The organism is Pirellulales bacterium (assembly GCA_035546535.1).
GTDB lineage: Bacteria > Planctomycetota > Planctomycetia > Pirellulales > JACPPG01 > JACPPG01.
On sequence record DASZWQ010000061.1, the window covers coordinates 46290 to 64518 of the forward strand.

Consider the following 18229-nt stretch of genomic DNA (forward strand, 5'->3'; position numbering starts at 1 on the left):
ACTGCCAACGGCGCGACCATGTGCCGCCAGCGAGCCAAACACCTGTCGGAGAAGGTTTCGTGCGAACGATTGGTCGGTTGATGCAGATCGCGGGCCTGGTGCTTCCGATCTTGGCGATCCTCATGCAAATCACCGATCGGATCAGCGTCGGCAAGATGCTGGTCATGGCCGTCGCCGCGATCTCGCTGTTCTACATCGGCCGCTTGCTCGAAGGGTATGCGCAGCGCTAGCAGGCAACAAGTCAGCCCGCCCGGGGGCGGAGCGGCCGTCAGCATGGGCGTGGCCGGCGGCGCGTAGTAATTCTCGGTAATTTTCCAGTCGGTATCCCTGTCGCCGCAGGGGCTTGCGCTGCGAGCCTTCAGGCCGGCTTTCTTTCCGCGAGTCGCGTCGCGGCTTATACTTAGAGGTCATGGAGTTAGTTGCTGCGCGCGACGGACTCTCCTCCAAAACGGCCAAGGCCCGCCCGAGCCCTCTGCGAGGTCCGTGCGAACGTGATGATCGGTTTGCCAAGCCGGAAAGTCTGGGCGGTGACGGCGTTAGCACTGTATCTGTTGCCCGCTGGCGTCGATGCGCAGCAGCAATTCTTCTACGGCCTCTCCAGCCGCTTCGAGCTTTCCGACTCGGTCGAGGTGCCGCAAGCGGATGCCGATACGCTGGCCCGGCTCGAGCAAGCCAGAGCCTTCGCCGCGGATCAGCAATACGACGAGGCGATCGAAGCACTCCGGCAGGTCATGGAACAGGACACGGGGCGCGTCATCCGGGCCAGCGATCGCCGCTACACGAGCGTCCGGGAATATTGCCACATGCGGATAGCGGCCTTGCCGGCCGAAGCGCTTGCCCTGTATCGGGGCCGCGTCGATGCGCAAGCCAGCGGGCTGTTCAAAGAAGCCACCACAGAGCGCAGCGCGGCGAAGCTGCGGCAGTTGCTCGATCAGTATTTTGCCAGCAGCGTCGGCGACGATGCCCTGATGGCGCTGGGCGAGATGGCGCTCGAACGAGGCGAGCACGGCGAAGCTCGCTCGTGGTGGGAGAAGCTCATTCCCACGCCGCCGCAATCGATATCGCGCGAGCACTTCGAACGGGTGCTGGCCGACGAACAACTACCGGCCGAGCATCGCCAGGAACTCGAGAAGTGGTACGTCGCCGATAGCGCGCTGCCGCCGCAAACGTATTGGCTGCGCCGCGACGAGCCGCTTGACGATGCAGCGCGCCGCTCGCTGGTCGAATTCTGGAACGCCCGTGGCATTTTGCCCGGCCGTTTGGCTTATCCTGATTGCGATATCGACATGCCGGGCCTGCGCGCCCGACTCGTGCTGGTGTCGATTCTCGAAGGTTCGCTGGCGCGCGCCGCCGAAGAACTGACGGGCTTCAAGACATTACACAACGACGCCCGCGGGCGGCTGGGCGGACTGGAAGTGACGTACAGCGATGCCCTGACGGATTTGCTGGCCAAGGCGCGCGACTGGCCGGCCGAGGCGGAAGGTCGCGACTGGCCCACATTTGCCGGCGCGCAGTCCCGTTCGCATGCGGGCCCGGTGGCCCTGTCGCCGGATGTGCCTCTCTGGACCGAGGCGATCCCGTTGCCGAAGGCGCCGGTCACCGATTCGTTTTATCCCTCACCGCGAGTGGCCGAGACGAAGAATGAGTTATTGAGTTATCACCCGATCGTCGTCGGGAATCTGTTGGCGGTGAGCACGCTGCACGAGATTCGCGTGTACGACGTGCGTACCGGACGCCCCGCCTGGGGAGCGGACGCGACGATCTTTCGTCCGGCCGAGCCGGTTTCCGAGCGCCTGCACGGCACCGTGAGCACGTTGGGCGTACCGCGGTTCACGCTCACGGCGCAGGATGGCTTTTTGTACGCTCGCCTGGGAGACCCCCTCACCACGCGTCCGGAAGACCATTTGAACTACCGCCAGCCGAGCTACCTGGTGGGGCTCGATCTGGCGGGCGAAGGGCGTCTGGCGTGGCCGCCGCTTCGCGCCGAAGAGAAATGGGCGTTCGAAGGGTCGCCGGTCAGCGATGGGCGCCGTTTGTACGTTGCGCTGCGGCATGGCACGCGACCTCAGCTGCACGTGGCCTGCTACGATGCACGCACCGGCCGGCGGGTGTGGCGACAATTCGTCGCCAGCGCCGAAACACCGGCCCGAGGTCAGTCGGGGGAGTGTACGCACAACCTGTTGACGCTCGTCAACGGCGTGATCTATGCCAACACGAACCTGGGAGCCGTGGCAGCCCTCAGCGCCGACACGGGCCGACCGCAGTGGATCGTCCGTTACCCGCGTGCCAAGAAAGGGGACCTGAATCAGCGCGCCACGCACTTCTATCGCGACTTGACGCCGTGCCTGTACGAGCGTGGCCGTTTGATCGTGGCGCCGGCCGATAGCGAAAGCGTGCTGGCCTACGACGCCGCCACGGGGCTTTTGCTATGGGAAACAAGCCTCGCCAAGGACGTGGTGCATCTTTTGGGCGTTGGCGGCGACGCCCTGTGGGCCAGCGGCGAGAAACTGTGGCACATCAGCGTGGACACGGGCAAAGTGAGCTACCCTTGGCCCGAGGGCCCTACACCCAAGGGATTCGGCCGCGGGCTGCTGGCCGGCGGCAGGGTCTATTGGCCAACGGTACGCGCGATTCACGTTTTCGATCAGCGCAGCGGCCAGGAGCAGGCGCCCCTCCAACTCGAAGCGCGCGGTTTGCACTCCGGCAATTTGATCGCGGCTGGCGAAATATTGCTGATTGCGGGGAACGATCGCATCACGGCCCTGGGGCCTGCCCATCTGTCGCCTGCCGACGGCACGTTAAGCGGCGACAAGCAGCCGCCCTCCGATACGGCGCCTGCGGCAAAAGCACACGAGCAAACAGCGACGAACAATCGGCTGAAGCGCAGACAAGATCGTTAACCGAGGTCGATGACGAGGAACAGCATGTTCGCGGATGATGATGTCCAATCGGTGCAGAAATTGAACGAGGCGTACGGCCGGCTGGTGGCCGAATTGGGACGCGTCATCGTCGGCCAGCAGCAGGTCATCGAAGAGTTGCTGATCGCCATGTTCGCCCGCGGCCATTGCCTGCTGGTCGGCGTGCCGGGCCTGGCCAAGACGCTGCTGATTCGCACGTTGGCTGACACGCTGTCGCTCAAGTTCAGCCGCATCCAGTTCACGCCCGACCTGATGCCCTCGGACATTACCGGCACGGAAGTGATCCAGGAGGACAAAGCGACGGGCGTGCGGCAATTCAAGTTTCTCGCCGGCCCGATCTTCGCCAATGTGATCCTAGCCGACGAAATCAATCGCACGCCGCCGAAGACGCAGGCGGCATTACTCGAGGCGATGCAAGAGAGCCAGGTGACGGTCGGCGGAGCCCGGCATCGGTTAGCGCCGCCGTTCTTCGTGCTCGCCACCCAGAACCCGATCGAGCAGGAGGGGACCTACCCGCTGCCCGAGGCGCAGCTCGACCGCTTCATGTTCAATACGTTCGTCGACTATCCGGACGAGGACGAAGAGTTGGAAATCGTGCGGCGCACCACGGCCGACGTGGCCCCGACGTTGGAAACGACGCTCTCGACCGAGGATATCCTTTCTCTGCAAAACATCGTTCGCCGCGTGCCGGTGGCCGAGCACGTGGCCCGCTACGCGTTGCGCTTCACGCGGTTGACGCGTCGCGAAAAGGGCGAAGTGCCTCCGTTCGTCCGCGATTATGTCAGTTGGGGCGCGGGGCCGCGGGCGAGCCAATACCTGGTGCTGGCCGCCAAGGCCCGGGCCGTGTTGCACGGCCGCTACCATGCCGAGTGCGAAGACGTTCGCGCCGTGGTGGCGCCGGTGTTGCGGCATCGGATCGTCACGAATTTCAATGCCGAAGCCGAGGGCATCAAGCCCGACCATATCATTCGCAAGTTGATCGAAGTCGTTCCGGAATCGGACCTGGAGACCAGCGGCGGTGGACGAGTTGCAGAAGTATTTAGATCCACAGACGCTCGCTAGGCTGCACGGCCTGGAGCTACGCGCGCGCTCGATCGTCGAAGGGTACGTGGCCGGCATGCACCGCAGTCCGTACCACGGCTTTTCGGTCGAGTTTGCCGAGCACCGCGAGTACGTGCCCGGCGACGACCTGCGCTACGTCGACTGGAAAGTCTTCGCCAAGACCGACAAGGTCTACCTGAAGCAGTACGAAGAGGAAACCAATCTCGTCTCGTACCTGCTTCTCGATACAAGTGAAAGCATGCGCTACAAGAGCGAACACACGTCGCTCAGCAAGCTGGAATACGCGCAGTGCGTTGCCGCCTCGCTTGCCTACCTCACGCTCAAGCAGCAGGACAGTGTCGGCCTGGTGACGTTCGATCAAGAGATTCGCAGTCTCTTGCGCCCCAGCGGCAACCCGTCGCACTTGAAGCAGATCGTGCATTTGATGGACGAGATGCACGCCGCGAGCAAGACCGCGACCGGACCGATTTTCCACGATTTGGCCGAGCGGCTGAAAAAGCGGGGCCTGGTCGTGATTCTCAGCGATCTGTTCGACGACGTGCCGTCGATGATGGCCGGCCTGAAGCATTTGCGCCACAAGCGGCACGAGGTGGTGATCTTTCACATCCTCGATCCGGCGGAAATGGACTTTCCCTTCGAGCAAACGACGCTCTTCAAGGGGCTCGAGCAACTGCCCGACGTGTTGAGCGAGCCGCGGGCCCTGCGGCGGGCCTACCTCGCCGAGTTTCAGGCGTTCTTGCGGCAAGTGCAAAGCGGCTGCCGCGCGCAACGCATCGATTACGTTCCCATGCGCACCGATCAAACCTTGGACGTCCCCTTGTCCGCCTATTTGTCGTCTCGTTTGAGGCATGCCGGCTAAGGTGCGGTCGCGACACACGCACGGTCGCGGCGAGCAACCTTTTTCAAACTCTAGCGCCAGGATCAACGTTGTTCGCATCACTCGTACTGCTGGGCTTGTGGATGCATCCGGCCATGCTGGGCTGGTTGGCGGCGGCTGCTGCGCCGCTGGTGATCCATTTGCTCAGCCGTCGCCGCTACCAGGAAGTGCCCTGGGCGGCCGTGCAATACCTGCTGGCGGCGGTGCGCAAGAACTCGCGGCGCATTCATCTGGAAAACTGGCTCATTCTGGCCGTGCGAACGGCGCTCGTCATGGCGGTCGTCGCGGCCGTGGCCGAACCGATGATCGAGCGCAGCGGCGTGGTCGCCCATACGGGTCAGCCGACGCACAAGATCCTGGTGCTCGATGCCTCTTACTCAATGGCTTACAAGCCGACGGACCGCACGCGCTTCGATCGGGCCAAGCAACTGGCGGAGCAGATCGTCGAAGAACGTGGTCAGGGAGACGGCTTCACGCTGGTCCTGTTGGCGGATCCTCCGCAGACAATCGTTGCCACGCCCTCGTTTTCGCCGACCGAGTTTCTGGGAGAAATCGCCGCGACCAGGATCACCCACGGCGGCGCCGACCTGGCATCGACTCTCGCGCAAGTCGAGCAGGTGGTAACCGCCGCGCGGCGCGAGTATCCGCGACTGACGCGCGAACAGATTTATATCCTCACCGATTTGGGACGCACGACGTGGGCGCCCGACCTGAGCGCTGCCGCTCTGGGCGAATTTCGCGAACGCAGCCGGCGCTTGGGCGAATCGGCCTCGCTCTCGGTGATCGACTTGGGGCAGGCGGGCGCAGAAAACATCGCCGTCGAGCAGCTACGGCTGCAAGACGGTTTCGTGACGGTCGGCCAGGAAACTATCATCTCGGCCGAGCTACGAAATTTCGGGCGACAAGCTCGATCCGGGCAAACGATCGAGTTGTTTGTCGACGGACGGCACACAGCCCAGCGCGCGATCGACCTGGCGGCCGGCGGCCGTGCGGCCGTGAGCTTTCCTTGCTACTTCGATAGTGCCGGTGAACACGCGATCGAAGTGCGGCTGACGCCTGATCTGCTCGAACTCGATAACCGCCGTTACCTGGCCGCGCCCGTCAAGGATCAGGTCCGCGTGCTGTGCGTAGATGGTCGTCCGTCGGGAGGAAGATTCAAGTCGGCGACCGATTTTCTGACGGTCGCTTTGTCGCCAACGGCCGGTGATCGGCAGCGGTCCCGCGTTCACCCCGAAGTCGTCGCGGAAAGTGCGCTATTGGACACCGACCTGACTCAATACGAGTGCGTTTTTCTGTGCAACGTCGCGCAGTTCACGGAGCGCGAAGCCGCCGTTCTCCAGTCGTACTTGAACTTCGGCGGTGGCCTGGTCTTCTTTCTCGGCGACCAGGTGCAGCCGGAGAACTACAACCGACTTTTGGCCGCCAAGACCGACAGTGACAGGCACGTCCTGCCCGCACGATTGGGAAGCCCCGTCGAGGCGGGGGAACACGGTCTTGATCCGCTCGGCTACCGGCATCCGTTGGTGGCTGCTTTTCGCGATGCCGAGCAGACCGGTCTGCTTACGACGCCGTTGCAAACCTACTTTCAGCTGCAACTCCCCCAGCCCACGCGGGCGCAGGTAGCGCTGGCGGCAGGCAAGGGGGACCCGCTGGTCGTCGAAGAGACGATCGGCCGCGGACGCTCCATTCTGGTCGCCACCAGTGCCGACGTGAGCTGGACCGCCATGCCGATGTGGCCCAGCTACGTTCCTTTGGTGCAAGAGATGCTGCTGTTCGCCGCGGGCGGCCGGCTCGGCGAGCATAACCTTCTCGTCGGTCAGCCGCTGGGAGGAGTTCTGCCGCAGGGGCGCGCCAGCGGCGCCGCGGTGCATTTACCCTCCGGCGAGACAAAGCGCGCGGTAGTGACCAATGACGGCGCCGATCGGGCCTGGTCTTACGCGGAAACCTCGCAAAGCGGCATCTATCGCGTCGCGCCCGCCGATCAATCTGGCACGTCTCAAGCGGAGCAAGCGTTCGCCGTGAACCTCAATACGGCGGAGAGCGATCTGGAACAGGTCACGCCCGAGGAACTGGCTCGCGACGTGTGGCCCGGCGTGCGTTACTTTCATCGCACGAATTGGCGCGACTCCGAACCGGGCACGACCGAAGCGATCGTGGTGCGGAATCGGCTGCACATTTGGCTGTTGGCCACGGCCGTCTGCCTGTTGTTGACCGAAAGCTTTTTAACCTGGTTCAGCGGGCGCTACGCGCAATGAAGGGAACCGTGCCAAGTTGGTTGGAGCCGCTGCTCGGCCTGGAGCCTGCCGAGAGTGGTGAAGGTACGGTCTGGACGCTCGACTATTATTGGCCCTGGCCGGCCGGTATCACGCTCTTGGCAGCGGCGGCGGTGGTAGCGCTTGTCGTCTTTTTCTACTTGCGCGAGGCAGGGCGCGCGGGCCGGGCCATGCGTCTGACCTTGGCCGGCGTACGCCTGGCCGCCTTCGCAATCATCTGCGTGATGATCGCACAGGTCACCGTGGCCTTACAGCGTACGGGTTTGCCCTACCTGGTATTCGCCGTCGATGACTCGGCCAGCATGGGCGTGGTCGATCGGTACGACGATCCGCAGCTGGCCTCGCTGGCCAAAAGCCAGTTGCAAGGGATCCGGCTCGACAAGATGACGCGCTTGAACCTCGCCAAGAGCGCGCTCTTGGCCGACGACGGCCAATTGTTGCGAGACGCGGCGCGCGGCCACAAGGTGCGACTGTATTTCGTGTCGGACACGGCACGCAGCGAGTTGGGCGATCCGGACGAACTGATCGACCGCGTCCGACAGGTCGAGGCCAGCGGCACCAGTTCTCGCCTTGGCCAGGGGATTCGCTCGATCTTGAACGATTTGCGCGGGGCGCCCCCTTCGGCGATTGTTCTCTTGAGCGACGGCATCAACACCGATGGCGAATCGTTGGCCGACGCCGCCGGCTATGCGCGCCGCCGCGGCGTGCCGCTGTTGACCGTGGCGCTGGGCAACGAGCGACCGAATCGTGACCTGGCGCTCAGCGACCTTTTGGTCGACGACGTCGTGTTTGTCGATGACGTGGTGAACTTCGAATTCAAACTTACCGGCCACGGCTTTGCCGACAAAACGGTCGAAGTCGTGCTGCGCGACAAGAGCAATCCTGCGCCCCTGGCGAAACTGACCGTCGCCGTCGGGGCTGACGGCGTGGCCAAGAAAGTCGTCCTTCCCTACCGGCCGACGGCCGTCGGCGAATTCGAATACGTCATCGAGGTGCCTGGCCAGGCCGACGAGGTGCAGCCCGACAACAATCACGTCGAGCACCTGGTGAGCGTGCGGAAGGATCAGATCCACGTTTTGCTGGCGCAGGCTTATCCGAACTACGAATTCCGCTATCTGAAACACCTTTTGGAGCGCGACAGCACGATCGAGCTGCACACGGTGCTGCAGGAGGCCGATCCCGCGTACGCCGAGATCGACCAGTCGGCGCTGCGGTCATTCCCGGTGCGGCGCGAGGATCTGTTCAAGTACGACGTCGTCCTCTTCGGCGACGTCAATCCCACGTTGTTGGGCGCAAACGTCATGCGCAACCTGCACGAGTTTGTCAGCGACAAAGGGGGCGGACTGGTTTTTATCTCCGGGTTGCGCTTTACGCCCGACGCCTACCGCGACACGCCGCTGGCGGCGCTATTGCCGCTGGAGTTCGACGGCGCCACGCCGGGTGCGCCGATCACGGGGCGGGGCGAGGGGTTTCAGGTCCTGCCCACCGAGCTGGGCCTGGCAAGCCCGACGATGCAGTTAGGAGATACGCCCGAGGAGTCGCGCGACATCTGGAGCAAGTTGCCGTCGCTGTATTGGATGTTCGAAGTTTCGAAGTTGAAACCGGCCGTGCGCGTACTGGCCGAGCACGCGGCGCGCTCGGGAGACAACGGCGCGAAGCTCCCCTTGATCTGCTTGCAATACGCGGGCGCCGGCAAGGTGTTGTTTCACGCCATCGACAGCACCTGGCGCTGGCGCTATCGCGTCGGAGACGTGTTCTTCGCGCGATACTGGATCCAGACGATTCGCTATCTCAGCCGGGCCAAGCTGCTGGGCAAAGATCGCTCGGCCGAACTCACGACCGATCGGCGCGATTATCGTCGCGGTGAGACGGTCCTGGTCCGCGCACGCTTCACCGACGAGCGTTTGGCTCCTGTCCAGGACGACGGCGTAACGATCGTCCTCGAACAACAAGGGGGCAAGAACACGCGCGTGCAACTCGAACGGGCCCCGATGGGGCACGGCGTCTTCGAAGCGGCGCTTCCCGACTTGCCCGAGGGGCGCTACCACTCCTGGATTGCCGCGCCGACCCTGGAGGGGAGCGCGCCGGCCGCTGATTTCACGGTGACTTCGGCCGCCGGCGAATTCGAGCGGGTCGAGGCCGATTTCGTCGAATTGGCGCGCGCCAGCGAAGCCACCAAAGGCCAAAGCTTCACGCTGGCCACGGTGAGCCAACTGCGGAAGTCGTTGCCCCCTGGGCGGCAGGTGCCGATCGAAGCCTTGCCCCCTGTTGAGCTTTGGAATCGTTGGCCGCTGCTGCTGGCATTCCTCGGCCTGTTGGTCGGCGAGTGGCTGCTGCGCAAACGGCACGCGATGGTATAATCTGCTGGTGGCGGGATTTGAGGCGAGGAACCATCGTTATGCCGCATCCGCTCGAGCAGAAACTCGCGCGAATCCGCCGTCGTGCGCGGCAATTCGTCCTCGCCAAGGCGATTGCACGCAGCGTGACCCTGGTGCTCGTGGCCGGGCTGGCGCTGGCGGCCCTCGACGCCTTGTTTCATTATCACGACCGCGGTTTGCGGGCCATCTCTTCGCTGGCGCTGCTCTCCGCCATCACTGTGGCCGGCCGGCGCGTCTGGCGCACGCTGCGCGACAGCCGGTCCGGCAACGTGCAAATCGCGCAAAGGTTGGAACGGCTCTTTCCCACCCTGCGCGGACGTTTGGCCAGCGCCGTCGAATTCTCGCGCGAGCCGGCCGACGATCCCCTGGCGGGCTCAGTGGAACTGCGCCGCGAAGTCATTCGTGATGCCACCTGCGCCGTCGAGAAACTGGACCTGTCCTTGGCGCTCGACGACCGTCCGGCGCGCCGCGCGCTGTACGGTTTGGGTGGCGTCGCGGCGATCGTGGCGTTGCTCTCTGTCGCCGCGGGCCCGAGCTCTCGCATTGCTGCCCGGCGCTTGCTCAACCCGCTGAGCGACGTCGAATGGCCGCGTACGCACCAGTTGGCGATACTCAATCCCGTCGAACGCCTGCCCCACGGCCAGTCGTTCGAGGTCGAGGTCGTCGATCAGGGTTCGAGCATGCCGCCGGACGACGTGGTGATGCACTATCGTTTTCCCAGCGCCGATGGCGAAATCGTCGAAGAGACCGAACCGCTCAAATCGCTGGGGGGGCCGATGCTGGCGCGCCGCGAAGGAGTCGAGCGCTCTTTCGAGTATCGCGCCGTGGGAGGGGACGATTACACGATGCCCTGGATCGCGCTTGCGGTCGTCGAGCCGCCGGCCGTGCGTGGTTCGTCCCTGATGTTGCACTTCCCCGGCTATACCGGTTGGCAGCCGCGCGCGAGCGAAGCCAACATTCGAGCGCTCGCAGGAACCAAAGTGGCGGTCAATGCCACGTTTACGAAGCCGCTCGCCGAAGCGGCCTTGCAACTGGACGACGACGCGGAGATTCCGGCCACGATTCGCGCCGACGGTTACGCGGGCTCGATCGCCCCGGATGCCGATACGCCGTTCGAGATTCGCACGTCCGGGGCCTATTCGTTCCTGCTGACGGACCGCGAGGGGTTTCATAACGCCGCGGCGACGAAATATGAGATTCGCGCCGTGCCCGACGCTCCGCCGACGGTCGAGGTCGTGCAGCCGAAGGCGAACCTTTTCGTCACACCCGACGCCGCGATCACGCTCAGCGTTCGCGCCGGCGACGATCTGGCGGTCCGCCGCGTGTCGCTCGATTTCCTGCGCAGCGACAAGTCGGATACCGGTGAAGAATCGCTCGAGTTGCTCGCGGGACCGGACGTGGTGACGGCCGAACTGGCCACGGCCTCGGCCGCCGAGGGATTTGCCGGCGACCATCACGAGATCTCTTACCAGTGGCAGCTCGCGCCGCTGGGGCTGGCCCCTGGCACGCAGGTCTCCTTTCACGCTTCGGCTGTTGACTATGCAGGCCAGGCGGGGCAAAGCCTGCCGCGGCGATTGACGATCGTTTCGGCCGAAGAAGTTCAAGACCGACTTGCCGATCGGCAGACGGTCATCTTCAACGAGCTGTCGCGCGTCCGCGAGCTCGAGCAATCGGCGCGCTCGCACGTCTCGGGGCTGCAGGTGCAGCTCGACCAGACCGGGCAGCTGAAGAAAACCGACATCGATACCTTGCAGGGCGCTAGCCTGAATCAGCAGCAAGTCGAACGCGAGCTGACGAATGACCACGAAGGATTGCGCGGTCAGATCAACGACTTGCTGGATGAGCTGAGCATCAACAAGATCGACGGTCCCGATACTCAGCGACAGATGCAAGACCTGCTCGACCGGTTGTCGCGACTGGCGGCCGGCCCCTTGCCCGACGCCTCGCGCCATTTGTCCGCGGCGGCGAAAGCAGCGCAGGCGGAGTTTCCCGAATCGGATCAGCATGCACGCGACCGCAGCACCGCTCAAACGCCGCTCGAAGATGCTGCCAAGGCTCAGGATGAAGTTATCGATGCCTTGTCGCGCATGCTCGACGACATGAAGCAATGGGTCAGCTTCCGGCATTTCCACCGCGAAGTCGGCCAGGTGGCGAAGGCGCAAGAGGAACTCTTGGAACAGACCGCTGCGCTCGGCCAGCAAACACTTTCGCGGGCGTTCGAAGATCTCGATCCGCAGCAGCGTGCCGATCTGCAAAAGCTCGCGCAGCGGCAACTGGAGCTGGCGCGCCGCGTGGATCGCATTGAACAGCAAATGGATGATTCGGTCGCGACGGCTCGCCAGGAGGATCCCATAGCCGCCGACAGCATGGCCGACGCGCTGGCACACGCGCGCGAGCAAGGACTGTCGGAACAGATGCGCCAAGCCGGGCGCGGCGTCGAACAGAACCGGATCGGCCAGGCTCAGCAGGCTCAGCGGCGAAGTGCCGACGATCTGCGCGAATTGTTGGACATTCTTTCCAGCCGGCGCGAAAACGAGCTGGGACGGCTCGTCAAAAAATTGCGCGAAGCCGAGAAAGATCTCGAGCGAATGGCGGCCGAGCAAGAGGGGCTGCGAAAGAAGATCCGCGAAGCCGAAAAGCGGCCCGAGGCCGAGCGCCGCCGCGAGCTCGAACGCCTGGCGCGGCAAGAAAGAAAACTGCAAGAAGAGGCCGATCGCTTGGCGCGCAAGCTCGATCGGCTGCAAGCCGAACAAGCCGGCACGCAGCTGGGCAAAGCCGCCGGACAGATGGGACAGTCGGCCGATAGTGGCACGGCCGGCGATGCTGGCTCGGCCGCCGAACAGGCTGAAGCAGCGAAGAAAGACCTGGAAGACGCCCAGCGTGAGCTGGCCGCCAAGCGCCGAGAAGCCGAAAGTGATCTGGCCCAGGAGCAATTGGCCCGCATCGAGGATGCCATCGACAGCTTGCACGAGCGCCAGCAAAAAATGGTGGGCGAAACCGTGCATTACCAATTGAGGCAGTCCGAACGTGGACAGTTAACGCGCGCCGAAGCGGCCGGTGTGCGCGAGCTGGCCCGCACGCAATTGGCATTGCGGGATGAAATGCAGGAATTGGCCAAGACGCTCGCCGGCGCCGAGGTTTTTCAATTTGTTTTGGATCTGGCTGGGCAAGACATGGGGCAAGCGGCCGAGCGGCTCGATCGCCGCGACATCGGCGACGAAACCGTACGCATCGAGAATAGCGCCGTCAGCCGAATTACGCAGCTCAAAGACGCGTTGGCCAACGACGACTCGTCGCCCGCGGAAAACGGCGGGCAAGACGAGGCAGGGCAGGAGGACGGCGGCGGAGAAGGGGCCGGAGAAGGACCCTCGAAGCGTGCGCGCCGCTCGCTTGCGGAGCTCAAGCTGCTGAAATCGATCCAGGAAGAGCTCAATACTCGCACCGCCGCCCTGGCCGAGTCGCGGCGGCAATCGTCGCAGGCCACCGCGGAGCAAGAAGCCGAGTACGGAAAACTCAGCCGCGAGCAAGGGCGGCTGGCCGACCTGGTGACGAACATGATGCAAACGGACGACCATCGTCCCGAGGATGATCCCAACCACTTGCCGGACATTCGGCAAGCGGGGGACGCGCCCGCCGAAATCCCCGAGCGGACACCGAAGGAGCTACCATGACGTTCTGGCACAGCGCGAGAACCTGCGCGGCTTTCCTCCTGATGGTCATCGCGGCAATCGCGCTGGTCTCGGCAGTTTCTTCAGCGCGCGCGGGCGAAGCCGAGGAAGCCCCTTCCACGGCCAAAGACAAAGACAAAGACAAAGACTCTTCCCGCGGCGAGCGATCGGCACTCGATGAAGAGTTGCTCAAGGACCTGGGTCCCGATCCACTCGAGAAAGAACTGGAAGGCGAAATGCCCGCTGCCAAGAAGGATAAAGCCAAGAACGAGGCAGACCCGAAAGAGACAGACGACAAGCGCAACCCACGCGATCAGGAGTTGCTCAAAGGGCTTGGTGATGGCGAAGACCTGGGCGAGGCCGGGGCAAACGACCCGTTGGGTCGATTGAGCCGCGCGATGCGCGACGTCGAGGCCTTGATCGCGCGCCAGCAGGCCGACCAGGACACGATCGCCAGGCAGGAGAAGATCATTCGTCAACTCAACGAGCTCATTCGCCAGGCACAGAAGCAAGGTCAAAACAGCGGCCAATCTTCAAGCGGAGGCAACAGTGGCAAGGGAGCCAATCAGGCGACGAAGCGCCGCGAGTCGTCGCAGCCGGAGCGGCGCATGGCAGCCGCGGACGACGCAGCTAGCGAGGCACCGGCACGGCAAAGCTCGAAGAGCATGCGCGAGCGACGAGCCGAGAAACCCGACATGGCCGACATGCGCGATGTGCTCAAAGGGGTGTGGGGACAGCTTCCCGAGCGTCAACGGGAACAAATGCTACAATCGTACGAAGAGCAATTCCTGCCTAAATACGAGCAACTGATCGCCGATTATTTCCGCTCGTTGACCGAGGAGGAGCCACGCAAGCCGTAATGTGTCCGCCGTGTACGGGACCCATTTCACGGTACCTGGCCGTCGCTTCGGCAGAGAGGGGAAGCATGCACGACTTTCGCCGGATCCTTTCCGTTCTGCTGATCCTGAGCATCTGCGCTACGCACGCGCCGGCGCGCATTGTGGCCGCCGAAGGCGAGGACAGCGGCAAACGCGGAGGCACCGCCAGGCGTGAAGCCGGCGTCAAACCCGAAGATAGCGCTGACCGCACCGGCGTCGAGCTGATGACCCCCGTCACGCTGCGCAGCATCGATCGCGGCCTGGCCTATCTCGCCAAACGGCAGCAAGAAAACGGCGCCTTGGGCTCGGGCGGCTGGAGCCACAACGTCGCCGTCTGCGCACTGGCTGGCATCGCGTTCGTCGCCTCGGGCAGCACGCCGGACGAGGGGCCGTATGGCAAAGAAGTCGCCCGGGCCGTCGACTTCATTCTTGATAATACGGGGGATGAGGGATTCATTCACGTCAACGACGACACCGGCCACGGACCGATGTACGGGCACGGTTTCGCCACGCTCTTTCTTTCCGAAACTTACGGCATGACGCGGCGCCGCGACGTGCGCGAAAAGCTGTCCAAGGCCGTAAACCTGATCGTCGATACGCAAAACTCCGAAGGAGGTTGGCGCTATCAGCCGCAACGGCGCGATGCCGACATTTCGGTCACGATCTGCCAGGTGATGGCCCTGCGCTCGGCGCGCAATGCCGGATTGTACGTGCCGCATTCGACGGTCGATCGGTGTGTCGAGTACGTCAAGCGCAGCCAGAATGCCGACGGCGGATTCATGTACATGCTGCAAGGGGGCCCGAGCGCCTTTCCCCGTTCGGCGGCGGGCGTCGTCGCACTTTATAGCGCGGGAATCTACGACGGTCCGGCAATCGAGGGTGGGCTGACGTATCTCATGGAGAGCCTGCCGCGCGGCAATGTCTTGGCTCGCGACAGCCATTATTTTTACGGTCACTACTATGCCGTGCAGGCGATGTGGCATGCCGGCGGCGACCGCTGGCGGCAGTGGTATCCGGCGATTCGCGATGAGCTGCTCGCCCGGCAGCGTGACGATGGCTCGTGGACGGACTCCATCTGCCCCGAATATGGCACGGCCATGGCGTGTATCGTGCTGCAGATGCCGACGAACTATTTGCCGATCTTTCAGCGCTAGCTGGTCGCCACGATGCTACGTTCGTCAACCATTACGATTTTGCACCGCGGGGGGCGCATCGGACTGTTGTTCATCGTTGCGCAGGTAGCCGTCGCGTATGCTGCCACGGTAATTCCTGCGACGGGCGCGCGCTTCGAGGGGCAACTGCAATCGGTGACCGCCGACGGCCAGGCGACGTTTCTGGTCGATGGCGCGCGACGTTCGATATCCCTTGGCGATGTCTCGCGGTATGGCGCACTGGTCGAGCCGGGTCAGGGAATCGAAATCCTATTGACCGGTGGCGGCTTGATCGTGGCTGACGCGGTTCATTCGGCCGACGAGGAGTTGCACATCGAGTCGGCGCTTTTCGGCGAACGAACGATTCCACTCGAATTCGTGGCCGGCGTCGTGTTCGATCCGCCGCGCGATTTGCCGGAGCGTGATCGGTTGATCGAGCGCGCGATGGATCACGCGGCCCGCAGCGATCGGCTGCTCCTCGCCAACGGTGACGAGCTGACCGGCACCGTCGCGTCGGTGAGCGGCACGGCGGTCGGCATCGAATCGCAGGGGCAGAAGCTGTCTGTCGACCTGCCCCGCATCGCGGCCGTCGCCTTCGATCCGTCGCTGGCCGCCGCACCACGCGCGTCCGCCGAACGGATTCTCGTGGGCTTGCGCGATGGTAGCCGCTTCGCGGTGAGCGGCATCGTGCTTGGCGATAAGGAAGCCCAAGTCAAAATGCCCGACGGTGCGACGTGGACATTCCCTGCCGAGGCGCTTGCGTGCTTGCAGCCGCTTTCGGGCAAGGCGAAATACCTCTCTGACCTGACGGCCGAAGGCTATCGCCATTTGCCGTTTCTCAATCAGTCATGGCCTTACCGGAATGATGCCAGCGCGACCGGCACGCAACTGCGCGCCGCAGGCCATACTTATGCGAAGGGAATCGGCATGCACAGTGCGGCGCGGCTGACGTACCGACTCGACAAGCGCTATCGCCGTTTCGCGGCCGAGGTCGCCCTCGACGATCAGGTGGGCGATCGCGGCGCCGCGACCTTCGGCGTGTATGTCGATGACAAATTGGCATGGAAGAGTGACATGATCCACGGCCGCATGGCGCCCGTGCCGGTTGATGTCGACGTGTCAGGCGGCAAGCGATTGAGCCTGATCGTGGAATTCGGCGACCGGGGGGATGAGCTGGATCGGGCCAACTGGCTCGATGCGCGGCTGATCGAGTAGGTCGACCACGGGTTTACATCTGTTTAATCGCTTAGCATGTTCACGCCGCCGCGCGAGCCATTCTGGTAAATCTCGTCCTGTAACGCCCAAGGCGTCGAGTGAGTCAGCCCAGGCAACCAACATTATGCATCAACTAGCGCGGTGCCTCGCGCGGAATTTGGCCCCGGAGGGGCCTGGGCGTGTAGCCGTGGACGCGAGTCCACGGTAAACGTTCTCAAAATAATCGTCGTAAGCCCCGCAGGGGCGACATTCGCTTGTCCGCTGAAATCGATGTCGCCCCGTCGGGGCTTCCCGCATTCTATGTGACGTTTTCACGTGGGCTTACGCCCACGTCTACACGAATTCGCCCCTGCGGGGCTCGAAGCCGTCGGTGTGAGTCAATGGCCGATAGCACCTGCGTAATGATCGTTGCCCTGGGCTAATCTGTCGCACACCTTCGGCGTGCGTCCCTCGAAACACAAGGCGTGAATTGCTGGGGCCCCGCCATGGGCCGCGTGAGCACTTCACCCGTGACCATTCATCGACAGCGCATTACGCGCCGTATTTACCCAGCCTGCCGGCGTTGGCCAGGGCCAGCGGCATCAGGTACTTCGCTTCGAACTGACCGAGCCCGCCGCGCAGGCATTCGCGTTCGCAGAAGGCTTCGGCCGAGTCACTGCGGCACACGTCGGACAAAAGCAGCGTCGGCACCGGATGCCAACTGTGCGTGCGCAACCGGCTGGGAGTGCTGTGATCGCCGGTGACGATCAACACCGTGGGGGCCATGGTCATGATGCGCGGGATGGCCGCGTCGAGCTCTTCGATCTTTTGCACCTTGGCCTGGAAGTTACCGTCCTCGCCCGTGCTGTCGGTGTATTTGTAATGCAGGAAGAAGAAATCGTAGTCGGTCCAGTTTTCGATCAAGAGCGTGAGTTGATCGTCGAGCGTTTGGGCCGATCCTGCCAGGTCCATGCCCACCAGCCGCGCCAGGCCCTTGTACATCGGGTAGACGGCGATGGCTAGCGCCTTCAAACCGTAAACGTCTTCGAACGCAGGTAGCGCGGGGCGCGACGAGAAGCCGCGCAACGTGAGCCCGTTGGCCTTCGATTGATCGGCGAGCAGGGCTTGCGCTTGCTTGACGAATTCGGCGGCGACTTCGGCCGTCTTCGCGCTATCCGGGGCGCTGGCTTTTGGCGCCAATGGCGCGACGCCCGTCGCTTGCGGATCAGTATCGTGAACATTGCCGCCCAGGCCGGCGGCGCGAAACACAACCACGAAGCGGTGCTCCTTGACCGGCTCGACGAACACCTCGACGCCGGGAATCTTCACTTGCCGCAGCTTGACGGCCAAAGGCGCGCTTTCCTGGCTGCTGATGCGGCCAGCGCGGCGGTCGCTGATCAATCCCTTCGCATCGAGCGTGCAGAAATTGCCGCGCGCCGCGACGTCGTTCGGGCCGAGTTCGAAACCGATGCCGGTTGCCTCGAGCGCGCCGCGACCGATGACGTATTGCAACGGGTCGTAGCCGAAGAGCGCGAGATGTCCAGGTCCGCTGCCGGGCGTGATTCCCGGCTTGACCGGAATGCTGAGGCCCACGATGCCGCGCCGCGCAAGCACGTCGAGCCGCGGCGTCTGCGCGGCCTCGAGTTCGGTCAGCCCGCCCGACTCGAAGGGCAAGCCTCCCAAGCCATCGGCGACGACCATGACGATCTTCGAGTTGTTGCGCGTGTGCAAGCTACGGGTCAGTTCGTGCATGTCCATTTTCAATTCCTGTTCGCAAATGTTCGGCGCAAAAGGCGCTCACGGGGCCGAACCGCCCGAACGCGATGCCGC

General features: G+C 63.7%; 11 protein-coding genes. 10 read left to right on the plus strand and 1 reads right to left on the minus strand.

Going from position 1 to position 18229, the window contains the following annotated elements; all coding sequences use genetic code 11:
• Window positions 1-59 precede the first annotated feature (59 nt).
• From VHD36_08210 to VHD36_08255, 10 genes are all read left to right on the plus strand, one after another.
• Window positions 60-230 (plus strand): hypothetical protein, encoded by a 171-nt coding sequence (locus tag VHD36_08210; GenBank protein ID HVU87290.1) that lies wholly within the window; start codon window positions 60-62, stop codon window positions 228-230.
• A gap of 297 nt (window positions 231-527) precedes the next feature.
• Complete coding sequence (locus VHD36_08215) at window positions 528-2900, plus strand: PQQ-binding-like beta-propeller repeat protein (GenBank protein HVU87291.1); 2373 nt, start codon at window positions 528-530, stop codon at window positions 2898-2900.
• Between the two features lie 24 nt (window positions 2901-2924).
• Window positions 2925-3980, plus strand: a complete 1056-nt coding sequence (locus tag VHD36_08220; protein HVU87292.1) for a MoxR family ATPase — start codon at window positions 2925-2927, stop codon at window positions 3978-3980.
• Complete coding sequence (locus VHD36_08225; protein ID HVU87293.1) at window positions 3937-4839, plus strand: DUF58 domain-containing protein; 903 nt, start codon at window positions 3937-3939, stop codon at window positions 4837-4839. Before VHD36_08220 ends, VHD36_08225 begins: the two co-directional genes overlap by 44 nt.
• Before the next feature lie 68 nt (window positions 4840-4907).
• Window positions 4908-7112, plus strand: a complete 2205-nt coding sequence (locus VHD36_08230; GenBank protein ID HVU87294.1) for a BatA domain-containing protein — start codon at window positions 4908-4910, stop codon at window positions 7110-7112.
• 8 nt (window positions 7113-7120) lie between these two features.
• A complete protein-coding gene (locus VHD36_08235; GenBank protein HVU87295.1) occupies window positions 7121-9490 on the plus strand; it encodes a VWA domain-containing protein in 2370 nt (789 codons plus the stop codon).
• Window positions 9491-9528: 38 nt separating this feature from the next.
• Window positions 9529-13179, plus strand: a complete 3651-nt coding sequence (locus VHD36_08240; GenBank protein ID HVU87296.1) for a DUF4175 family protein — start codon at window positions 9529-9531, stop codon at window positions 13177-13179.
• Entirely contained in the window at window positions 13176-14036 is an 861-nt protein-coding gene (locus VHD36_08245) for a hypothetical protein (protein HVU87297.1), read from the plus strand. The genes VHD36_08240 and VHD36_08245 overlap by 4 nt, the downstream gene beginning before the upstream one ends.
• A gap of 65 nt (window positions 14037-14101) precedes the next feature.
• Complete coding sequence (locus tag VHD36_08250; GenBank protein ID HVU87298.1) at window positions 14102-15208, plus strand: prenyltransferase/squalene oxidase repeat-containing protein; 1107 nt, start codon at window positions 14102-14104, stop codon at window positions 15206-15208.
• Between the two features lie 12 nt (window positions 15209-15220).
• Complete coding sequence (locus VHD36_08255; protein HVU87299.1) at window positions 15221-16420, plus strand: NPCBM/NEW2 domain-containing protein; 1200 nt, start codon at window positions 15221-15223, stop codon at window positions 16418-16420.
• A gap of 531 nt (window positions 16421-16951) precedes the next feature.
• On the opposite strand, the gene VHD36_08260 is transcribed toward VHD36_08255, so the two are convergent.
• A complete protein-coding gene (locus tag VHD36_08260; protein ID HVU87300.1) occupies window positions 16952-18157 on the minus strand; it encodes a 2,3-bisphosphoglycerate-independent phosphoglycerate mutase in 1206 nt (401 codons plus the stop codon).
• Window positions 18158-18229: the final 72 nt, after the last annotated feature.